Source organism: Burkholderia sp. AU30198, assembly GCF_020419825.1.
GTDB lineage: Bacteria > Pseudomonadota > Gammaproteobacteria > Burkholderiales > Burkholderiaceae > Burkholderia.
Window position 1 is genome coordinate 207,941 of the sequence record NZ_JAIZSA010000008.1, and the last position, 20,763, is coordinate 228,703.

The following is a 20,763-nucleotide window of genomic DNA, read 5'->3' on the forward strand; positions in this document are numbered from 1 at the left end:
CATGCGGAAATTGCATGGATTAATGTGACAAATGAATTTGTGCGATTGCGCTGATCGCGCTGCAATGGCGGATTGCGCGCGCACGCGGGTGCGCGTTCGGCGCGTTCATTCAGCTTTCGACGAGGTGGAACCGATGACTGGCTTCAACTGGCACAACCCATATCCGACGACCCGCATTCCGGTGTTCGCGCGCAACGTCGTGTCGACGTCGCACCCGCTCGCCGCGCAGGCCGGCCTGCGGATGCTGTGGAAGGGCGGCAACGCGGTCGACGCGGCGCTGGCCGCGGCGGCCGCGCTCACGGTCGTCGAGCCCGTGTCGTGCGGGCTCGGCGGCGACGCGTTCGCGCTCGTGTGGGACGGCGAGCGGTTGTCCGGGCTGAACGCGTCGGGCGTCGCGCCGGCCGCGTGGAACGTCGACTATTTCCGCCAGCGCCACGGCGAGGCGGGCAACGGGATCGCGAACAAGCCGACGCGCGGCTGGGATACCGTCACCGTGCCGGGCGTGATCGCGGGCTGGGAGGCGCTGCATGCGAAATTCGGTTCGCTGCCGTTCGCGGACCTGCTCGAACCGGCGATCGAGATCGCGGAGCGCGGCTATGCGGTACCGCCGATCGTCGCGCACAAGTGGGCGGCCGCGGTGCCGGAACTCAAGGGGCTGCCGGGTTTCGCGGACACCTTCATGCCGCACGGCCGCGCACCGCAGGTGGGCGAGCGCATGTGCCTGCCGGGCCATGCGCAGACGTTGCGCACGCTGCAGAAGGAGGGCGCTCGCGCGTTCTACGAGGGCGCACTCGCCGAGCGCATCGCCGCGTTCTCCCGTGAAGGCGGTGGCGCGCTGACCGCAGCCGACCTGCATGCTTACCGGCCCGAATGGGTCGAGCCGATCGGCAAGCGCTTCGGCCGTCATACGATTCACGAGATTCCGCCGAACGGGCAGGGCATCGCCGCGCTGATCGCGCTCGGGATCGCCGAGCACGCGGGCGTGACCGAATGGCCAGTCGATTCGGTCGACTCGCAGCATCTGCAGATCGAGGCGATGAAGCTCGCGTTCGCCGATGTCTATCGCTACGTCGCCGATCCGCGCGCGATGGACGTCACGCCTGAGCAGATGCTCGACGATGCGTATCTCGCCGAACGCGCGAAGCTGATCGATCCCGCGCGCGCGACGCATTTCGGCGCCGGCCGGCCGCATTCGGGCGGCACGGTCTACCTGTCGGCGGCCGACGAGCGCGGGATGATGGTGAGCTTCATCCAGTCGAACTACATGGGCTTCGGTTCGGGGCTCGTCGTGCCCGGCACCGGCATCGCGCTGCAGAACCGCGGGCACGGCTTCTCGATGGACCCGGCTTCGCCGAACGTCGTCGCGGGCGGCAAGCGGCCGTTCCACACGATCATCCCGGCGTTCGTCACCGAGGAGGTCGACGGCCGCACCGAGGCCGTGATGAGCTTCGGCGTGATGGGCGGCGACATGCAGCCGCAGGGCCACCTGCAGACCGTCGTGCGGATGCTCGGCTACGGGCAGCAACCGCAGGCCGCCTGCGATGCGCCGCGCTGGAAGGTCAACCGCGACTTCACGCTCGACGTAGAGGCGACGATGAATCGCGCGACCGTCGATGCGCTGGCCGCGCGCGGCCATACGATCAAGTCGATCGACGATCCTTACATGGATTTCGGTTCGGGGCAGTTCATCTGGCGTCTCGACCGCGACGATCGCGAGCGCGGCTACGTGGCGGCAAGCGACAGCCGTCGCGACGGTCTGGCGGCCGGTTTCTGACGGATTGCTGCCGGCTTTCGTTTGCAGTTTTTTGCGCTTCACGGGCGGCCGAATGGCCGCCCGTTTCGTTTGGCGCGGCCCGTATCGTCGAGCGGGCGCAAGCGGTTTGAAGGACTCGTCTAACCAACGGCAACAGACGCCGTGGAACTGCGCTGGTCGGGTATGGTCAGTGGTTGGAGCAGGAACATCAAAGTCCGGCTAAGATGCCAGCATGGTTCGGCCGGACCAATCCACTATAAACGCAAGTAAAACGCCGCCTGCGGGTCGGTTGGCGCCTGTGCCGAAGGCATGGGCCGGCCCCCGCGCGACGACTGGGAGCGCACCACCATGGACACCAAAACAACGCATGTGATGCCGTGGCGCATCGAGGACATCGATCTGAACCGGATCGATCGTCAGCGTGCCGCCGCGAACGAAGATCTGTTGCTGCTGCTGTGTGCGTCGTCGTTCATCGAAAGCGGCTCGGATCTCTACACGAGCAATCTGAGCCAGTTCTTCAACGACGACCCGGAAGTCTCCGCATGGCTCAACAATGCATGGGAGCACGAAGAATTGCAGCACGGGCGCGCGCTGAAGGCGTACATCGCGCACGTGTGGCCGGAGTTCGACTGGGATACCGCGTTCGCGAATTTCTTCGCCGAGTATTCGAAGACCTGCAAGGTCGAGGCGTTCGAGAAGACCCGTGCGCTCGAGATGGTCGCGCGCTGTGTCGTCGAGACGGGCACGGCCACGCTCTATCGTGCGATCAACGAATGCTCGGACGAGCCCGTGCTGAAGGAAATCACCGACAACATCCGCACGGACGAAGTGCGTCACTACAAGCACTTCTTCAAGTTCTTCAAGAAGTACAACCAGCTCGAAGGCAATGGCCGGCTTGCGGTGCTCGGCGCGCTGGCGCGCCGCGTGATGGAAATCAAGAACGAGGATTCCGAGATCGCGCTGCGCCACGTGTTCGCGGTCCGCTATCCGGATCGTGTCGGCGACAGCCAGTACAACCGCGAACGCGCCGCGCGGATCAGCAAGCTCGTGCGGCGCAACCTGTCGGCCGACATGTGCGTGAAGATGCTGCTCAAGCCGCTCGACCTGCCCGCGAAGATCCAGCCGGGCGTCCACTATCCGCTCACCAAGATCACGCGGCACGTGTTCCTGCGCTGATCGCCGCGGCGCGGCCCGACGCGCGTATGCTGCGGCTTCATCATCCGCTTTCCACCGGGGCCACGCCATCATGACCGATACCCATCGCCACGCGCTCGAACAATGGACGTTCGATGCGTGGCCGCCGGCCGTCGTCTCGCTGTTCGACGGTACCGCGCTCGAGCGTCATGCCGACGTTGCCGCGTCGCTGATCGTCGCAACCGACGACGGCCAGTTGCGCACGACGCTGCTCGGCGTCGGCGAGATCTATGCGCACGATGCGCGCACGCTGCTGCTGGCGCTCTGGCCGCAATCGCGTGCGGCGCGCGCGATCGCGCAACGGCGTAACGCCGCGTTGACGCTCGTCGCGGACGGTGCGTTCTTTCAGGCGCAATTGAGGATGACGCCGCTCGAAGGAGACTTCGGCGGACTGGCCGGATTCGCTGCGACGATCGCGCACGGCGATGCGCAGCGGGTCGGCTATGCGCGACTCGCGACAGGTGTCACGTTCACGCTGGAAGGGGAGCGCGCCGCGGTGCTCGCACGCTGGCAACGCCAGGTCGAGCACCTGCGGCGCGCAGCCGCGCGGCTTCAGTGACCGCGCTGGCCGCTGCGCGACGAACGGTTGCGGTTCGGGTGCGCGGCATTGCCGTTCGCCGGACGTGCGCTGTTGCCGCCACCGGCCGGGCGTCCGCCGCTGCCGCTGCCGCCGGCGCCGCCGCCTTGCCCTTGCGTGCGCGGCTTCGCGGCTTTCTGTTGCGAAGCCTTCGGTTGCGCGTTGCCGTCGCGTTTCGCGGCCGGCTGGCCCGAGCCGCCTGCGCGCGGCTGGCGATTGCCGCCACCGCCACCGCCACCGCCGCGCGGCTGCTGCTGGCCGCGGCGCTGCTGGATCGGCTCCGGCTTCGCGTTCGGATCGGGTTCGAAGCCCGCGATCACTTCCTGCGGAATCTCGCGCTTGATCAGCCGCTCGATGTCGCGCAGCAGCTGCTTTTCGTCGACGCACACGAGCGACACGGCTTCGCCGGTCGCGCCTGCGCGGCCCGTGCGGCCGATCCGGTGCACGTAGTCTTCCGGCACGTTCGGCAGGTCGAAGTTGACGACGTGCGGCAGCTGGTCGATGTCGATCCCGCGCGCGGCGATATCGGTCGCGACGAGCACCTGCAGCGTGCTGTTCTTGAACTCCGCCAGCGCGCGCGTGCGGGCCGACTGGCTCTTGTTGCCGTGGATCGCCATCGCGCTGATGCCGTCCTTCGTCAGCTGCTCGGCAAGCCGGTTCGCGCCGTGCTTCGTGCGCGTGAACACGAGCACCTGGAACCAGTTGTGTTCGCGGATCAGGTGCGTGAGCAGTTCGCGCTTGCGATCGCGGTCGACCGGGTGGATCTTCTGCGCGACGCTTTCGGCGGTCGTGTTGCGGCGGGCGACTTCGATCAGCGCGGGCGAATCGAGCAGGCTGTCGGCGAGCGCCTTGATCTCATCGGAGAAGGTGGCCGAGAACAGCAGGTTCTGGCGCTGCGGCGGCAGCTTCGCGAGCACGCGCTTGATGTCGTGGATGAAGCCCATGTCGAGCATCCGGTCGGCTTCGTCGAGCACGAGGATGTCGAGATCCGACAGGTCGATCGTCTTCTGCTGCATGTGGTCGAGCAGGCGGCCCGGCGTCGCGACGACGATGTCGACGCCGCGCTTGAGCGCATCGATCTGCGGATTGATGCTGACGCCGCCGAACATCACGGTCGAGCGCAGCTTCAGGTACTTGCTGTACGCACGGACGCTTTCCTCGACCTGGGCGGCGAGTTCGCGCGTCGGCGTGAGGATCAGCGCGCGCACCGCGCGCTTCGCACCGCGATGCTCGGCGTAGAACGTATGCAGGCGTTGCAGGATCGGCAGCGTGAAGCCGGCGGTCTTGCCGGTGCCCGTCTGCGCGCCGGCGAGCAGGTCGCCGCCGCCGAGGACGGCCGGGATCGCCTGCTGCTGGATCGGGGTCGGCGACGTGTAGCCGAGCTCGTTGACCGCCTTGACCAGCGGTTCGGCCAAGCCGAGAGATTCGAAAGACATAGTTGCCACTCTTCAGTTTTATGATCGGCGACGTCTCGCGCGGCCCGCGCGGGAGGTGACATCGCAAAATGCAAAATGCAAAAGGGCGCGGCCGCGGTTTCCCGCAGCCGCGCCCCGTTTGTGTCAGCCGCTTCTTAGTCGAGCGGCGCGGAACGCAGGTCGCTCACCTGTTGCGGCGAGATCGGCGTACCGTTGTTGCCCCACGACATCCGGATATACGTGACGACCGCCGCAACTTCCTGGTTCGACAGCGACTGTGCGAACGGCGGCATCCCGTACGGACGCGGATTCTTGAACGTGCTCGGCGGATAGCCACCGTTCAGCACCATGCGGATCGGGTTGACTGCCGATTCCATCATGATCGAGTGGTTGCCCGCGAGCGGCGGATACGCCGGCGGCTTGCCCGCGCCGGTTGCGGCGTGGCAGGTCGCGCAGTTGTCCGCGTAGATCTTCTTGCCCTGGTCGAACAGCGCGTTGCCGAACTGCTTCGACGGCTCGTACTGCATGTTCTTCGGCGCTTCAGCCTTCTGCGGGATCGACTTCAGGTACGTCGACATCGCGCGCGTATCTTCGTCGCTCATGTACTGCAGGCTGTTGTGCACGACGTCGGCCATCGGACCGAACACCGCACCCTTGTTCGACACACCGGCTTGCAGCAGGTCGGACAGCTCCTGCACGTGCCAGTCGCCGAGACCGAGTTCCTTGTCGTTCGTCAGCGACGGCGCATACCAGTTCTGCAGCGGGATCAGGCCGCCGGCGAACGCCGACCCCGTCACCGGGCCGCCCATCATGTTGATCGACGTGTGGCACATCGAGCAGTGGCCGAGGCCTTCGACGAGGTACGCGCCGCGGTTCCATTCGACCGACTTGGTCGGATCCGGCTTGTACTCGCCTTCCTTGAAGAACAGCGTGCGCCAGCCGATCAGCAGGTTGCGGTTGTTGAACGGGAACTTCAGTTCATGCGGACGGCTCGGCACCGACACCGGCGCGACCGAGCGCAGGTATGCGTAGATCGCGTCCGAATCCGCGCGCGTGACCTTCGTGTAGCTCGCGAACGGGAAGCCCGGGTACAGCAGGCTGCCATCCTTCGAACGGCCGGTGTGCATCGCGCGGTAGAAGTCGTCCGACGTCCACTTGCCGATGCCGTCCTTGTCGTCCGGCGTGATGTTCGGCGTGTACATCGTGCCGAACGGCGTCGCCATCGGCAGGCCGCCCGCGAACGACTTGCCGCCGCGCACGGTGTGGCACGCGATACAGTCGCCGACGCGCGCGAGGTATTCGCCCTTCTTGATCAGCGCGGCCTGGTCGGCCGGCGTGGCCGCGACGGCGGAAGCGCCGTGCAGCGTGTCGTTGCCCGGCCACAGGACCGGCACGAGGGCGGCAGCCGCGACGATCGCGACGGCCGAGAGTGCAAACAGGGACTTGCGTTTCATTGTGTCTGTCTCCCTTGCCTTATTGCGGTTCGCTGCCGCAGGCGAGCGGAGTCTTCATCGAACGCGCCGGAGCCGGCACGGGGTTGGCGGGCGCCGGTTGCGCGGCGAGCCATGCGGTCACGGCGGTCACGTCTTCGTCGGAAAGCTTCGAAGCGACGTCATGCATGCAATCGGGCGCCTTCGCGTGACGGTTGCCCGAACGCCATGCACCGATCTGCGCGCTCAGGTAATCGGCATGCAGGCCGACCAGGCCCGGGATCGCCGGCTGCATGCCGGTCAGCGTCGCGCCGTGGCAGGCCACGCAGGCCGGCAGCTTGCGCGACGGATCGCCTTGCGTGACGAGCTGCTTGCCGCGCGCGAGCGTCGCGGCCGGCAGCGTCGGCTTCGCCGGCGCCGGGTACGGCGGGCGTTCGGCCGAGAAGTGCTCGGCCATCTCGCGCAGGTAGTCGTCGTTCAGGTACGTCAGCAGGTAGTTCATCGGCGGGTACTTGCGCCGGCCGTCACGGAAGTTGACGAGCTGGTTGTACAGGTACTCGGCCGGCTTGCCGGCAAGACGCGGGAAGTAGTCGTTGTCCGTGCCTTGGCCATGGACACCATGGCAGGCCGTACAGCCGCGCACGCGCTCGGCCATGGTATCGGGTGCCTTGAGCGGCGCCTGCTGGGCTTGCGCTTGCTCCGTGGGCTTGGTCTGCGCTTGGGCAGCGCTCATAAGGCCCGCGCCGCCGAACATCAGAACGGCGAGCAGCGGACGGAAGAGGCGTCTTGAAGACACACGAGACTCCATGTTTATTCGACGGGGACCTGTTGTCCGGGCTACGATCGGCTCGGCGCATGACGGCAAGGCAGCCGGGCTGCTGCGACGCGGCATTCTATCATCGATGGGTAATGACGGCTATTTGGCAAAAGGTCATCGGTTCCTGTCTGTTTGCGACTTGCGACAATTTGACGCGCACTGTGACGGGCTGGTGTGAACCGGCGTGCGTTTTCACCATCGAAGACCGTACACTCGCGGGTCGCGCGGCGCCGCCTCCGCCGCAGGTCCAGTCATTTCTCCCGTTTCCGGATTCATCGATGACGTTTTCTACCGTGCCGTTGCCTTCCTCACGCAGTCTGTCCCGTTGCCGCCGCTCTGTCGGCCTGCCGCTTTCGGGAGGGTGTACGCGATGAAGTTCGACAGCTTGTGGATCGGTCAGGTCGCGCTCGCGGCGCTGATGGACGCCGCGTTCGCGATGGCGGTCGGCTCGGCGCTGCTCAAGGCATGGCTTGGCAAGGACGGCGCCCGTCCGGTCGTCGCGCCGTCGCATCCCGCGTGGCTGCGCGCGCAACATTCGCTGACCGCGGCGGCGCTGGCGCTGGTGCTCGCGGATCTCGGCTGGCTCGTCTACGAGGCCGCGACGATGAGCGGGGCGGGGCTCGGCGGCGCGTTCGCCGCGATTCCCGTCATGCTGACGCAGACGCATACGGGCTTCGCGTGGAGCGTCGCGTTCGGCGGAGCCGTGGTGCTCGCGATCGTCGCGCTGGCCAAGCCGGACGGCCCGGTTGCACATGCGGTGCTGTGGCTCGCGGTGATCGTGGTCGCGGCCGGCAAGGCGTCGCTCGGCCATGCGGCCGATACGGGCGCGCTGTCCGCGGCGGTCGGCGTGCAGACGCTGCACCTGCTCGCGACGGCCGTGTGGGGCGGCCTCGTGCTCGCGGGCGGGCTCGCGGTGCTGCCGGTGCTCGGTTCGTCGGTCGCGCGCGGCGCGCTGATCCGCATCGGCCAGCACCTGTCGCGTACGTCGATCATCGCGGTCGTCTTCGTGCTCGGTACCGGCGCGCTCAACGCGATCCGCGGGCTCGGCGGTTCGCTCGCGCCGCTCGACGGCAGCACGTGGGGGCGCGTGTTGCTGCTGAAGCTGCTGCTCGTCGCGCTCGCGCTCGTGCTCGGCGGACTGAACCGTTTCTCGGCGCTGCCGCGCCTGCGCCGCACCGCGTCGACCGAGGATGCGCACACGTTCCGCAACATCCTGCATCTCGAAGCGCTGACGATGATCGGCGTGTTCGTCGCGGCCGCCGTGCTGTCGTTCAGCGTGCCGGGGTTCGCGGCCCTCGGCTGACGGCAAGGCTTGCGCGCAGAGGCGCGCCGCAAGGCCGCCCGCGCGCACCCGGCACGTGCCGGGCGTCGCACTGCACATGCAAAAACGGCTGCCCGTCGGGCAGCCGTTCTCGAATCGATACTGACCGCACGGGCCGCAGCCGCGCGCGCCGCGCATCGCGCTCACCACTCGGCGACGCTGCCATCCTCATGGCGCCACACCGGGTTGCGCCAGCGGTGGCCCGTCTTCGCCATCTCGCGCACCTTCTCCTCGTTCACGTCGATGCCGAGCCCCGGGCCCTGCGGGATCGCGACGAAGCCGTCCTCGTAGCGGAACACCTCGGGGTTGCGCAGGTAGTCGAGCAGGTCGTTGCCCTGGTTGTAGTGGATGCCGAGGCTCTGCTCCTGGATGAACGCGTTGTAGCTGACCGCGTCGAGCTGCAGGCACGCGGCAAGCGCGATCGGGCCGAGCGGGCAGTGCAGGGCGAGCGCGACGTCGTAGCTTTCCGCGAGCGTCGCGATCTTGCGGCACTCGGTGATGCCGCCCGCATGCGATGCGTCGGGCTGGATGATGTCGACGTAGCCGCCCGCGAGGATGTGCTTGAAGTCCCAGCGCGAGTACAGCCGCTCGCCGAGCGCGATCGGCGTGTTGGTCTGGTTGACGATATCGCGCAGCGCCTCGGCGTTCTCCGACAGCACCGGCTCCTCGATGAACATCAGCTTGTACGGGTCGAGCTCCTTCGCGAGCACCTTCGCCATCGGCTTGTGCACGCGGCCGTGGAAGTCGACGCCGATCCCGACGTGCGGGCCGACCGCGTCGCGCACCGCCGCGACGTTCGCGATCACCTGCTCGACCTTGTCGTAGGTGTCGACGATTTGCAGCTCCTCGGAGCCGTTCATCTTCACGGCCTTGAAGCCGCGCTCGACCACCGCGCGCGCATTGTTCGCGACGTCGCTCGGCCGGTCGCCGCCGATCCATGAATACACCTTGATGCGATCGCGCACCTGGCCGCCGAGCAGCGCATGCACGGGCACGCCGTGGTGCTTGCCCTTGATGTCCCATAGCGCCTGGTCGACGCCCGCGATCGCGCTCATCATGATCGGGCCGCCGCGGTAGAAGCCCGCGCGGTACATCACCTGCCAGTGATCCTCGATCAGCAGCGGGTCGCGGCCGACGAGGTAGTCGGCCAACTCCTGCACCGCGGCTTCGACCGTATGCGCGCGGCCTTCGACGATCGGCTCGCCCCAGCCGACGATGCCCTCGTCGGTTTCGATCTTGAGGAACAGCCAGCGCGGCGGGACGACGAAGGTTTCGAGGCGGGTGATTTTCACGATGCGGGTCTCCAGGGTTGACCGGCGCGGGCAGTCGGGCGCGGCGCACGGTCGCGTGCTTTCGCGGTTATCCTAGCGCAGCCCGATAAAAAATAGTATTAATAGCACTATTGTGCAGATAGTGAGATAGTGGGCAGCCGGCACGCCCGGGTACCGGCTTAACGGAGAACGATCATTCGACGCGACCTGCATGGACAGACGGCCTTCCGGCTCGCCACGGCGATCCTGCGCGGCGACTACCCGCCCGAGTCGCTGCTGCCGAGGGAGCCCGACCTGATGGAGATGTACGGCGTGAGCCGTACGGTGATGCGCGAGGCGCTGCGTACGCTCACGTCGAAGGGGCTCGTCGAATCGCGGCCGAAGATCGGCACGCGCGTGCGGCCGCGCGGCGTATGGAACCTGCTCGACGCCGATCTGCTCGACTGGTACGCGCGCGTTGCGCCGCCGCTCGCGTTCGCGCTGAAGCTGCAGGAAATGCGCGAGATGGTCGAGCCATACGCGGCCGCGCTCGCCGCGCGCATGCATACGCCGGACACGTTCGACGCGATCGACGGCGCCGCGCGTGCGATGGCCGCCGCGCGCAACGTCGACGAATGGGTACGCGCCGACCTGCGTTTTCACCTGAGCGTGCTCGAGGCCGGCGGTAACGAACTGCTGGTGCCGCTCGGCACGCTGATCGATCGCACGCTCGAGGCGCAACTGCATCTGAATGCACGCCGCGCGGACGTGTACAACGCATCGCTCGCCGAGCACACGGCCGTCAGCGACGCGATCCGCGTGCGCGACGAGGACGGTGCGCGCCGCGCGATGGCGGCGTTGCTCGCGGTGACGCGCGCGCGGATCGAGATGTCGTGACGGGCGCGCGCGAGCGGTGCGGCGCCGTCAGGCGTTCGCGCAGCCGCCGGGCTTCAGCACGCGTTGCGTCGATGCCGGATATTTCCCGAGCAGGCGCGCCGGCCGCCGCGGGCGGGCAACCAGCTCGCCGCCGCAGTTCGGGCACTGGCCTTTGAGGATCTGCTCGTCGCAGGTCGAGCAGAACGTGCATTCGAACGTGCAGATGCGCGCCTCCGCGGAATCGGGTGGCAAGTCCTTGTCGCAGCATTCGCAGCCGGGGCGCAGTTCGAGCATGGGTGTCTCCTCGTTCGGAAAGGGGGCGCCGCCGGGCGTTGCGGGCCCCGCGGGTGCGCGCTACTGTACGCGCATCGAATCGGCTTGGCCAACGGCGCTCGTCCGGGCGCCGTCGACGCGCACGGGCCGCACCGGGAGACGACCATGCTTTATCGCGGAAGCTGTCACTGCGGAGATGTGAAGTTCGAGGCGGAAGGCGACCTGCAGGGCGTGATGGCCTGCAATTGCTCGATCTGCCAGCGCAAGGGCGCACTGATGTGGTTCGTGCCGCGCACGAGCATGACCCTGCTCACGCCCGACGAGAACCTGGCGACCTACATGTTCAACAAGCACGTGATCAAGCACCGCTTCTGCAAGCGCTGCGGGATTCACACGTTCGGCGAAGGCGTCCACCCGAACGGCACCGCGATGGCCGCGATCAACGTGCGCTGTCTCGAGGATGTCGATATCGACGCGCTGCCGGTCACGCACTACGACGGCCGCTCGCACTGAGCGGCGCGTCGGTGCATGAACGGTCGCATGGCCGTCAGGACGGTTGCGCGGTAGCGGCACCCGGCGCGGGCGTTTCCGCCTGCGGGGCAGGGCCCGCGGTGCGCTTACCGGTGCCGGCCGGGCGTTCGATCAGCGGCGCGAGCGCCGGCGCCATCGACTTCAGCAACTGCACGGCCATCGCGCTCGTGAAGTCGTAGCGCGCCGCATACGGTTCGTGTGCCGTTGCGGTCAGGACCCCGAAGAACCGGTCGCCGAGCACGAACACGAACGTGCCGCTGCGATTGACCTTGCGCGACTCGATCAGCCGCGCGCCGCGCGCATAGACGTTGAAGCGCTGGTCGCCGGTGCCCGTCTTGCCGTACACGTCGAGCGTCTTGCCGTCGGGCAGCGTGAAGCCGCCCGCGAGGCGGCGCGCGGTGCCGTTGAGCACGACGTCGCGCAGCAGCGTGTGCGCCACGTTGACGATCTCCGGCGACAGCATCGGCTGCGGCTGCGCGGCCGCGCGCGCGAAGCGCGTTTCGTATGGCGTGCCTTTCGCGAAATCGAGCCGCGTGATCGTCTCGGTCGGTGCTTTCTGGCCGCCGTTCGCGATCAGGCCGATCAGTTTCGCGAGTGCGTCCGGCTGGTCGCCCGATGCGCCGATCGCGGCCGCGTACGACGGCGTGACTTCCGCGAACGGGTAGCCGAGCGCACGCCACGACTTCGTGATCTCCGCGTACGCGCGCAACTCGACCATGCGGCGGATGCGGCGGTCCTGGGTCGCGTGGTAGCGCGTCTTGTACAGCCACGAGTACGTGTAGAAACGCGCATCGCGGCTGTCGCGCTGGACGTCGGCGAGCGATGCGCTCGGGTGCGCGCGCAGGTAGTTGAGCGTCCACAGCGCGAGCGGATGCACGCTCGCGATATAGCCGCGATCGTTGAGGTTGAAGCGGTCGATCGCATACTTCGCGTAGAGCTTGGCGAGGTCATCGTCGGACAGCGTCGCGGCCGGCGTGCCCTTCAATTGCACGCGCATCTGCGCATCGAACCACGCGAGCGATTCGTTCGGCGCGACGCTGCGCAGCACCGTCGCGATCTTCGGTGGCGATTTGCGCACGTCCTTCAGCATCAGCGCGAGCGCGTCGTCCGGCACCTTGCCCGCATAGCGCGTGTAGTAGCGCTTCACGTAGACCTGGCTTTCGCCGTCGACGAACTGCTGCAGGTAATGCTGGCGCTGCTCGGGATCGCCGAGCCACGACGACGACGGACCGGCCGCCTGCAGTGTTTCGTAGTGGACGATGTCGCGCATCAGCCGCACGAACACGAGGTTGACCGAATGCTCGAACGCGGTGTGCAGCGTCAGGATCCGGCCGTTGTCCGATTTCTCGAAGTTCGAGAATACCTGCGCGCCGCCGCCCGTGTAGAACACGTCCGGGCTCGCCGAATACTTGCGTTCGACGGCCGCGTCGAGCATCGCCTGCAGCGAGCGGTCGCGCGTATGCGACAGATAGTCGAGCGCCCAGTGCGACAGCCCGTCGAGCGGGTCGGGCTTCACGCGGGCCAGCTCCGCGTTCGACAGGTTCGCGTAGCGCGCATGCAGGTCGGACACGATCTGCAGGTACGTGATCAGCGTGCGCAGCTTCGCGGTCGAGCCGAGGTTGATGCGGCCGCCGCGATTGACGTCGAACGGTTCGTTCACGCTGTCGGTCTGCACGCGCAGCAGGTTCGCGCCGTTGCGGTGTTCGTACAGCGTGAAGCTGTACGTGAGGTGCGACGGGTCGTCCTTCGGCGCAAGCATCTCGAAACCGTACAGGCCCGCTTTCTGCGCGCCGTCACGCGTCGACGCCTGGGCGAGCCGTTCGGCGACCGCCTGCTGCACGCCGTTGTCGAGCGTACTGGTCGCCTGCAGGTCGAACTGGTCGAGCTGGTACAGGTCGCTGATGCCGAGCGCCGACAGCAGCGACGCGCGCGCGGACGTCACGGCCTTGCGCGACACGAACGACTGCACGTGCGCGGCGGCCGGCGGTGCGCTCCGTTCGATCTGCGCGGCGAGCGCGGCGTCGCGCAGCGCGGGCGAGATCACGCCGCCGTTCGACAGCAGCCGCAGGTAGCTGTCGGTCAGCTTCTGCAGCGCCGGATAGCCGCGGTTGAGGAAGTACGACGGCGCGCGCTGCGCGATGATCAGCGACAGCACTTCGCGGAACGTCTTGCCCTGTTCGTCGACGTTGTCGCCGGTGGTCGGCGCGGACAGGATGCGGTTCACGTCGTTGAAGTCGCGGCCGTACCACGCGGCGAGACCGTCGCCGATGCCGGTGATTTCACCGACATGCGGCCGCGCGGCGAGCGGTACGGAATTCAGGTAGCGCACGACGATGGTACGGCGCGCGGGCATCGTCTGCGGGCCGTTCAGGTACGCGCGCACCGATGCGGACGCGATCTGCCGCAGCTTCTCGGGCGGCGTCGCGGTGCGGCCCTCGGGCGAATGGCGGAACTTCTCGATCTGCGTCGCGAGCGTGCTGCCGCCCGGGCGCGCCTGATGGCGGTTGACGACGTGCAGTGCCTGGTCGGCGACCGCGCGCCCGAAGCGCCCCCAGTCGATTGCCGGGTTGCGGTTCGGCTCGTTCGCGTCGAGCAGGTAGCGATCCTCGATGAACAGCAGCGAATCCGCGACCACGGGCGGCACCATGTCGAAGTCGGCGTAGACGCGCTGCGGGAACACGGTCGTGAACAGCGGCGCGCCGGTCGAGTCGAACAGCATCAGGCCCGCCTGGTCCTTCTCTTCGAACGGCAGGAACAGCCCGCGATCGCCGAGCGACAGCATCCGCTGCGAATCGCGCGCCTGCTTGCTGACGACGAAGCCGCGCGCGAGCAGCCGCTCCTGGAACGCCGGAATCATCGCGTAGCCGAGGCGCTGGTCGTACGGGCCGTTGGCGGGGAAGCGGATGTGATCGCTCGGGCCCGTCTCGACCGTGTAGCCGACGTCGCGGGTGAGCTCGGACAGGTAGTGCGCCTGCAGCCGGGACGTTTCGATCTCGCTCTGCACGAGTCGCGCAACGATCGCCACGGCGATCAGCAGCGCGGCCAGCAAAGACCACTTGACCCACGTCCAGACCGATGCGAGACCGGTCACGCGCGGCAGGATACGATTCAGCGGCCGATTCATGGCGGCGTCTCCCTGAAGGCACGGGCTCCGGCCGCACCCCATTAAGGATTAGTGTAGTCCTCCGCAGCGGGCTGCCAAGGGCGTTCACTACCGAGATGCGCCGACGCAACGGGCGTGCCTGTGCGGTGGGGCAACCGGCGTTGCGGTGCGCCGTGGCGGCGTAACGTTTGCGCGTTTCAGGCCGGAGCACCCGCGTGGCAAGGGTGTCGGCGCGCAGGCCCGGGCGGCCGGCCGGGCGCACGATGCACCGGTTTCGTGCGGTGCGGCAGGGCGACAATTCGGGCCGGAACCCACCCTTAAAATCGTCGCTGTCGTATGAAGATGCTGCGGGTTTCCGCGATAGCCGCGCACGCCGGCCGCGGGTAGGATCGTCGGATGTGCGGCGCCTTTCCGCTTTCGCCGGGAGTCCCATGCCGATCCATCCCGTCGCGCTCGTGTGCACGGCCATCCTCGGGCTGCTGCTGTTCGGGCTCGGGCTCGTCGTGTCCGTCACGCGCTTTCGGTGCACCACCGGTTCCGGGTGTGCCCCCGATCCGGCGAACGGGTTGCACAAGATCGTGCGCGCGCATGGCAACACGGCGGAATACGCGCCGTTTCTCGCGGTGCTGTTTCTCTATTTCGGCACGCACGATCCATCGCGCGCGATCCTGGCGCTGATCGTCGCGGCGACCGTGTGCCGCTGTCTGCTCGTGATCGGATTGCTCGCGTGGCCGACGATGGCCAACCCGAATCCCGTCCGTTTCGTCGGCGCGCTCGGCACGTATCTGTGCGGCGCCGCGCTGTGTATCGCGTTGTTCGTCTGAGTGACGGCAAGCGGCGGCATACCGCACAAGTCCTGACGGGGCGGCCGCGGCGAGCGGTGATACGCCCGCGATCGACGGGCGGATTCCGACTGCCTGCGCGCTGCCGCGTTGCACGGCATTTCCGACGGAAGAGCCGACAACATGAGCCGCAAATTCATTCTGAAGGGCGACACGACCGACCACGGCGGCGTCGTGCTCGACGGGATCGCCAATTCGTCGTTCGACGGACGCGAACTCGCCTATCTCGGCGCGCCGGTGTTCTGCGCCGCCTGCAAGTCGCCGGGCGTGATCGTGTCGGACGGCGGCGAGCGGACGATGACCGTGATGGGCAAGGTCGTCGCGCTCGAACACGACCTGTGCCAGTGCCTGTGCACGCCGCAGCCGAAGCTGATCGCGTCGCAGGCCACGGGGACGATCACCGGATGAAACCCGCCGCGCGGATGCGGTTGCCATCCGCGCGGCGTCAGCGTACGGCCGCCGGCCGTCAGACGCTGCCTGCAGTTTCGATCACGAGGATGCGTGCTTCGCCGAGCGGATGCGCAACGTGCTCGGTACCGGCCGCCGCGTGGAACACGTCGCCCGTTTCGAGCACCGTCGCGTGCTCGACGCCTGCTTCGCGATAGCGCATCTCGACGCGACCGTCGAGCACTGCGAACACTTCCTCACCGTCGTTCACATGCCATCGATACGGCTGGTCGGTCCAGTGCAGGCGGACCGTGATGCCGTTGAGGTTCGCGATGTCGAGCGCGCCCCACGCACGGTCTGCGGTGAACGTGGCGCTGCGGATGATGTTCATCGATGGGTTCTCCGGCGCGAATGCGCGTCGTCTTCCAGTCTTCGAGTCAATGTCCCGACGTCCGCATTCAGCGCGACATCGCGCGCAGCGCCTGTTCGATCGTCTCCTTGCGTTTCGCGAAGCTGGCCGCCGACCGTTCGGTGACGCGCTTCACGACCGCTGCCGGCGCGGTGTCGGGTGAACCGGCGTCGAACGGCGGCGCGGGTGCGTATTCGAGCTGCAGCTGGATCGCCTGCGCTTCTTCTTCGCCGGCCAGCTCCGCGGCGATCGTCAGTGCGAAGTCGATGCCGGCCGTGACGCCGCCGCCCGTGATCAGGTTGCCGTCGCGCACGACGCGCTCGCGCACGGGCACCGCGCCGAGCGGTTCGAGCAGCGCATGGAACGCCCAGTGCGTCGTCGCGCGCCGCCCGCGCAGCAGGCCGGCGACGCCCAGCAGCAGCGCACCCGTACAGACCGACGTCACGTAGCGCGCGGCGGCCGCGCGCTGCTGCACGAATGCGATCGTCTCGGCATCGAGCAGCAGCGCGTTGATCCCGATCCCGCCCGGAATGCAGATCACGTCGAGCGGCGGGCAGTCGTCGAACGTGCAGGTCGGCGCGAGCGCGAGCCCGCTGCTCGACGCGACGGTGTCGCGCGACTTCCAGACCAGGTGGACAGTGGCGTCGGGCAGCGACGCGAGCACGTCGTGCGGGCCGGTGAGATCGAGTTGCTGGACGCCCGGAAACACGAGAAAGCCGATATGCAGGGTCATGCGAAAACTCCGAGTGGAAGGGGAACGAACCGTTGCGGGCACCGGATGGACAGATCGATTCTAGGCGCGTAGTGTTTGGCGAAATTGCCATATCACCCACGTTTTCAGCCAATCGCCATGCCTGCCGCTCCGCGTTCGATCCTGGTCCTCGCGTTCCCTCGTGCGCAACTGCTCGACGTGTCGGGGCCGCTGCAGGTGTTTGCGTCCGTCAACGAGCTCGCGCTGGAGCGCGGCCAGCCGGCGCCGTATGCGCCGCGCGTCATCGCGGCCGAGGCGGGGCCGGTCGAGACGTCGTCGGGCCTGGTCGTGATGGCGGAATCGCTGCGCTCGGCGGCACGTCATCCCGATACGCTGATCGTCGCCGGCGGCAAGGGCGTGCATGCGGCATCGAAGGATGCACGGCTGGTGCGTTGGGTGCAGCAGCAGGCGGCGCGCACACGGCGCGTGGCATCGGTCTGCACCGGCGCATTCCTGCTCGCCGAGGCCGGCCTGCTCGACGGGCGGCGTGCGGTCACGCACTGGGCGCGCTGCGACGAATTCGCGGCGCGCTATCCGAACGTGCGCGTCGAATCCGATCCGATCTTCATCCGCGAAGGCGCGCTGTGGACTTCGGCCGGCGTGACGGCCGGCATCGATCTCGCGCTCGCGCTGGTCGAGGAGGATCTCGGGCGGGCGACCGCGCTCGACGTCGCGCGCGAACTCGTCGTGTTCCTGAAGCGCCCGGGCGGGCAGGCCCAGTTCAGCACGATGCTGTCGATGCAGCGCACCGACGACCGGTTCGGCGAACTGCACGCGTGGATGGCCGAGCACCTGGCGGACGACCTGTCGGTGCCCGCGCTGGCCGAGCGCGTGCGCATGAGCGAGCGCAGCTTCGTGCGCCACTACCGCGCGGGAACCGGCCGCACGCCCGCGCGCGCGGTCGAGCAGATTCGCGTCGAGGCCGCGCAGCGCCTGCTCGGCGAAACGGCATGGCCCGTCAAGCGGATCGCCGCGCGTTGCGGCTTCGGCTCGGAGGAGACGCTGCGACGCTGTTTCGTGCGCGTGCTGGGTGTGTCGCCGCAGGGATATCGCGACCGATTCGTGCGGTAACGCACGACGGGCGGCTGCGATCGGGGCCGGAACGATTGCCGGGTGAGACTGAACGGAAATCGATCGTTTTCCAGTCCGAAACGCCGAAACTATTCAGGATCGTAGAACAATGGGTGGGGGCTTGTGCCGCGGCCGTCGCGCGCTCTATTCTGTTTCGTTGGCGATTCGAAGGGGGAGCAGCATGGACCGAATCCAGGCAATGGAAGTTTTTACCCGGGTGGTCGACGCGAACAGCTTCACGCGTGCGGCCGACACGCTCGCGATGCCGCGCGCATCGGTGACGACCATCATCCAGAACCTCGAGGCGCTGCTCGGCGTGCGCCTGATGCACCGGACGACGCGCAGGCTGTCGCTGACGCCGGAAGGGGCGGCGTACTACGAGCATTGCATGAAGATCATCTCGGAGATCGCGGAGGCCGACGCGAGTTTCCAGACCGGCAACCGCAAGCCGAGCGGCGTGCTGCGTGTCCACATGCCGAGTTCGCTCGGGCGGCGCATCGTGCTGCCGTCGCTGTCGATTTTCCGGCAGCGCTATCCGGACATCACGCTCGAACTGGGGCTCTCCGATCGCTACGTGGATCCGGTCGAGGAGGGCATCGACTGCATGATCCGGGTCGGGCCGCTCGAGGATTCGTCGATGGTCGCGCGGCGGATCGGGATGCTGAAGCGCGTGACGTGTGCGTCGCCCGATTACCTCGCGCGTCACGGCGAGCCGCACGAGATTGCCGATCTCGCCGAGCATCACGCGGTGAATTTCCGTTCGAGCCACGGCGCGCGGGCGATTCCGTGGGTGTTCATGATCGACGGCAAGCCGTTCGAGGTGCGGATGAACGGAAGTGTCACGGTCAACGATTCGGATGCCTATGTGACGTGCGGGCTCGAAGGGTTCGGGATGATCCAGCCGACGCTGTTCATGGTGCTGCCGAACCTGCTCGACGGCTCGCTGGTCGAGGTGCTGCCGGACTGCAATCCGAAGCCGAAGCCGATCTCGATCGTCTATCCGCACAACCGGCATCTGTCGCAGAAGGTGCGCGTGTTCGCCGACTGGATCGCGGAGGTGTTCGAGTCGACGCCGTCGCTGGAGGGCGGGGAGAACTGGCGCGGGCGGGTGGGGGGCAAGGCGCCGGAGGCGCGGCGCGGAGCGGTGGCGGCGTAGGGGGCCGGGGCGCGCCGGCCTGCGCCGATATGTCGATCAGCCGGTGCACGGTTGCCCGGGTCTGGATTGGGACACCTGAAGCGAGCAGGAACAATCCCGAACGCTTACCTTCGCGGCAGCGTACCTGCAACCCGGGCAGCTTCCCGCTCACAAGCGCAGAAAGACCCGCACATGCGCCTGTTGACCGCGTCAGGATCGTGCGCCGCATCCAGACTCGCGAAACTGCGCGTACTCACCCAGCAAGACCGATGGGCGAGAGCATGCCGCCATGGACGCGCCTCATGAGGTCGAGAATGCGTCACGAGAACTCGAATCGGCGATCCATGCCGCTGGTGGCGATGTGAATCATGCCAAGACACCGGAGCAGTGCAGGACAGCCAGACGTGCGGCTGGCCAAACGTGTCATCCGGAAGAATCGCCTGCTACGGCAACTTGCTCAGGCCAGGCTCCGTCAGATCGAAGCCACCGCGAAGCGCACGCGCATCTGAAAGCGGCCGCGTGCAGCTGTCGTCCCTCGGGCGGCTTACTCGACGTTTGGCGCAGCCTCGGCCAATAGCGGACAGTCAAGCCGCCTCGCCATTGCGCGACGAGTCCTGCGATCCTCTCCTGTGGCTCGACCTATCGGGAACTGGTCAGCGCGCCCCGTAGCGAAACCTTGTTCGACACTTCGAGCTTGATGTAGCACTCACGAAGGTAGCCGCGCACGGTTGCGGGTGCCAACCCGAGCTCGCGTGCAATTTCCTTGTACGACAGCCCGTCGGCATAGGCACGTGCAACCATTTCTTCCCGACGCGTGAGTCCGTGTGCCGAGCGGGGCTCGAGAGTCAGTGAGCAGGTGGTCTCCGTGCTGCGAGACGCGGATACATCCAGCACATGGCCCTGCCACGTTCCGTGGCCACGCCGGACCAGCTCTTGTAGCGCCTGGGGCAGGCGTCCTCCGGTCCATTCGGGAAACTCGCGCATCAGCATGCGGCAGAACGCGGGCGTCGCATGTTCCAGCCATGCGTGCTCGTTGACGTCGGCACACCACGCTCGCTTGGTCGCTATGTCCTTCTTCCAATTCTGGCGCTCGAGCTGCTTCTCGGCCATGAACAGGTGAGGCACAAGCAGCTCGACCAGTGCGCGATCGTCTTCGGTGAATACCGGTTGACTGCTGTCACGGTAGATCGAAAGGAAGCGTCCGAGGCCCGTATCTTCGTCGAAGATCGCGGTGCAGAGCGCGTAGGCCAATCCATAGCGTTCGTCGAAGTCGCCCGGCCGGGTGTCGGCCTCGTAGAGCATCGTCACACCGGGATGCTCTGCAACGGTGTATGCCAACGTATCCACGTCGGCAATCGCTTGCCAGTGGTCGGCGAAGGCAAGCGGAAGCCGATGCAAATAGCCTCGAACCACCCTCGGCGAATTGCCGTGCATATGCGCCAACCCCCACCACGCCGAACTCATCGGTAAATGCGCTTCCAGCAATTCGAGCGCTCGCGCGCAGAACTTCTCGCTCGGCAATTCCTCCGGAAGCCGATGCCAGGCCAGCAACAAGGATGACAGGGCGGCGAGTTGCACTTTGGGGGAGCCCTGCAGCGGCAGGTTTCAATTCAATCACGGGATGACGA

The 20,763-nt window shown here is 67.3% G+C and carries 19 protein-coding genes; 10 read left to right on the top strand and 9 right to left on the bottom strand.

Annotation, left to right across the window (positions count from 1 at the left end; genetic code table 11):
• Positions 1–133 precede the first annotated feature (133 nt).
• The 3 genes from LGN19_RS19285 (at position 134) to LGN19_RS19295 (ending at position 3,506) form a co-directional block, all read left to right on the top strand.
• A complete protein-coding gene (locus tag LGN19_RS19285; RefSeq protein ID WP_226216620.1) occupies positions 134–1,774 on the top strand; it encodes a gamma-glutamyltransferase family protein in 1,641 nt (546 codons plus the stop codon).
• A gap of 327 nt (positions 1,775–2,101) precedes the next feature.
• Positions 2,102–2,929, top strand: a complete 828-nt coding sequence (locus LGN19_RS19290; RefSeq protein WP_043190698.1) for a ferritin-like domain-containing protein — start codon at positions 2,102–2,104, stop codon at positions 2,927–2,929.
• A gap of 70 nt (positions 2,930–2,999) precedes the next feature.
• The gene (locus LGN19_RS19295) at positions 3,000–3,506 is read left to right on the top strand and encodes a hypothetical protein (RefSeq protein ID WP_175221655.1); all 507 of its coding nucleotides are present in this window, start codon (positions 3,000–3,002) and stop codon (positions 3,504–3,506) included.
• Here LGN19_RS19295 and LGN19_RS19300 read toward each other — a convergent pair.
• From LGN19_RS19300 to LGN19_RS19310, 3 genes are all read right to left on the bottom strand, one after another.
• Complete coding sequence (locus LGN19_RS19300; RefSeq protein WP_226216622.1) at positions 3,500–4,960, bottom strand: DEAD/DEAH box helicase; 1,461 nt, start codon at positions 4,958–4,960, stop codon at positions 3,500–3,502. The two genes, LGN19_RS19295 and LGN19_RS19300, sit on opposite strands and share 7 nt — an antisense overlap.
• Positions 4,961–5,094: 134 nt before the next feature.
• Positions 5,095–6,393 (bottom strand): c-type cytochrome, encoded by a 1,299-nt coding sequence (locus LGN19_RS19305; protein WP_122946201.1) that lies wholly within the window; start codon positions 6,391–6,393, stop codon positions 5,095–5,097.
• Positions 6,394–6,412: 19 nt separating this feature from the next.
• Positions 6,413–7,177, bottom strand: a complete 765-nt coding sequence (locus LGN19_RS19310) for a c-type cytochrome (RefSeq protein WP_122946200.1) — start codon at positions 7,175–7,177, stop codon at positions 6,413–6,415.
• A gap of 379 nt (positions 7,178–7,556) precedes the next feature.
• Here LGN19_RS19310 and LGN19_RS19315 point away from each other — a divergent pair, with 379 nt between their 5' ends.
• A complete protein-coding gene (locus tag LGN19_RS19315; protein ID WP_175221657.1) occupies positions 7,557–8,489 on the top strand; it encodes a CopD family protein in 933 nt (310 codons plus the stop codon).
• Positions 8,490–8,650: 161 nt separating this feature from the next.
• On the opposite strand, the gene dgoD is transcribed toward LGN19_RS19315, so the two are convergent.
• Positions 8,651–9,799, bottom strand: a complete 1,149-nt coding sequence (dgoD, locus tag LGN19_RS19320; protein ID WP_011353101.1) for a galactonate dehydratase — start codon at positions 9,797–9,799, stop codon at positions 8,651–8,653.
• Between the two features lie 222 nt (positions 9,800–10,021).
• Between dgoD and LGN19_RS19325 the strand changes: the two genes are divergently transcribed.
• Positions 10,022–10,654: a FadR/GntR family transcriptional regulator gene (locus LGN19_RS19325; protein ID WP_235995892.1), complete on the top strand. Its 633-nt coding sequence runs from the start codon at positions 10,022–10,024 to the stop codon at positions 10,652–10,654.
• A gap of 27 nt (positions 10,655–10,681) precedes the next feature.
• On the opposite strand, the gene LGN19_RS19330 is transcribed toward LGN19_RS19325, so the two are convergent.
• On the bottom strand, positions 10,682–10,927 hold the full coding sequence (locus LGN19_RS19330; protein WP_226216624.1) for a DUF1272 domain-containing protein: 246 nt from the start codon (positions 10,925–10,927) through the stop codon (positions 10,682–10,684).
• Between the two features lie 144 nt (positions 10,928–11,071).
• On the opposite strand from LGN19_RS19330, the gene LGN19_RS19335 reads away from it, so the two are divergent.
• On the top strand, positions 11,072–11,419 hold the full coding sequence (locus tag LGN19_RS19335) for a GFA family protein (RefSeq protein WP_226216626.1): 348 nt from the start codon (positions 11,072–11,074) through the stop codon (positions 11,417–11,419).
• A 34-nt stretch (positions 11,420–11,453) separates the two neighbouring features.
• Here the strand turns inward: LGN19_RS19335 and LGN19_RS19340 are convergent, their stop codons facing one another.
• A complete protein-coding gene (locus LGN19_RS19340) occupies positions 11,454–14,561 on the bottom strand; it encodes a transglycosylase domain-containing protein (protein ID WP_122946197.1) in 3,108 nt (1,035 codons plus the stop codon).
• Positions 14,562–14,971: 410 nt separating this feature from the next.
• Between LGN19_RS19340 and LGN19_RS19345 the strand changes: the two genes are divergently transcribed.
• Together LGN19_RS19345 and LGN19_RS19350 are read left to right on the top strand one after the other, a co-directional pair.
• Positions 14,972–15,364 carry an MAPEG family protein gene (locus LGN19_RS19345; RefSeq protein ID WP_122946196.1) on the top strand — a complete coding sequence of 131 codons (393 nt, stop codon included), beginning with the start codon at positions 14,972–14,974 and terminating at the stop codon, positions 15,362–15,364.
• 141 nt (positions 15,365–15,505) lie between these two features.
• Positions 15,506–15,790 (top strand): PAAR domain-containing protein, encoded by a 285-nt coding sequence (locus LGN19_RS19350; RefSeq protein ID WP_166963454.1) that lies wholly within the window; start codon positions 15,506–15,508, stop codon positions 15,788–15,790.
• Between the two features lie 58 nt (positions 15,791–15,848).
• Here the strand turns inward: LGN19_RS19350 and LGN19_RS19355 are convergent, their stop codons facing one another.
• On the bottom strand, positions 15,849–16,160 hold the full coding sequence (locus LGN19_RS19355; RefSeq protein ID WP_226216628.1) for a cupin domain-containing protein: 312 nt from the start codon (positions 16,158–16,160) through the stop codon (positions 15,849–15,851).
• Positions 16,161–16,227: 67 nt separating this feature from the next.
• Positions 16,228–16,911, bottom strand: a complete 684-nt coding sequence (locus LGN19_RS19360; protein ID WP_226216629.1) for a DJ-1/PfpI family protein — start codon at positions 16,909–16,911, stop codon at positions 16,228–16,230.
• 117 nt (positions 16,912–17,028) lie between these two features.
• Here LGN19_RS19360 and LGN19_RS19365 point away from each other — a divergent pair, with 117 nt between their 5' ends.
• Both LGN19_RS19365 and LGN19_RS19370 read left to right on the top strand, forming a co-directional pair.
• Positions 17,029–18,000 (top strand): GlxA family transcriptional regulator, encoded by a 972-nt coding sequence (locus LGN19_RS19365; protein ID WP_174955529.1) that lies wholly within the window; start codon positions 17,029–17,031, stop codon positions 17,998–18,000.
• A 181-nt stretch (positions 18,001–18,181) separates the two neighbouring features.
• Positions 18,182–19,156: a LysR family transcriptional regulator gene (locus LGN19_RS19370; RefSeq protein ID WP_226216631.1), complete on the top strand. Its 975-nt coding sequence runs from the start codon at positions 18,182–18,184 to the stop codon at positions 19,154–19,156.
• 618 nt (positions 19,157–19,774) lie between these two features.
• Here LGN19_RS19370 and LGN19_RS39805 read toward each other — a convergent pair.
• Positions 19,775–20,713 (bottom strand): LuxR C-terminal-related transcriptional regulator, encoded by a 939-nt coding sequence (locus LGN19_RS39805; RefSeq protein ID WP_226216633.1) that lies wholly within the window; start codon positions 20,711–20,713, stop codon positions 19,775–19,777.
• Between the last annotated feature and the right edge of the window lie 50 nt (positions 20,714–20,763).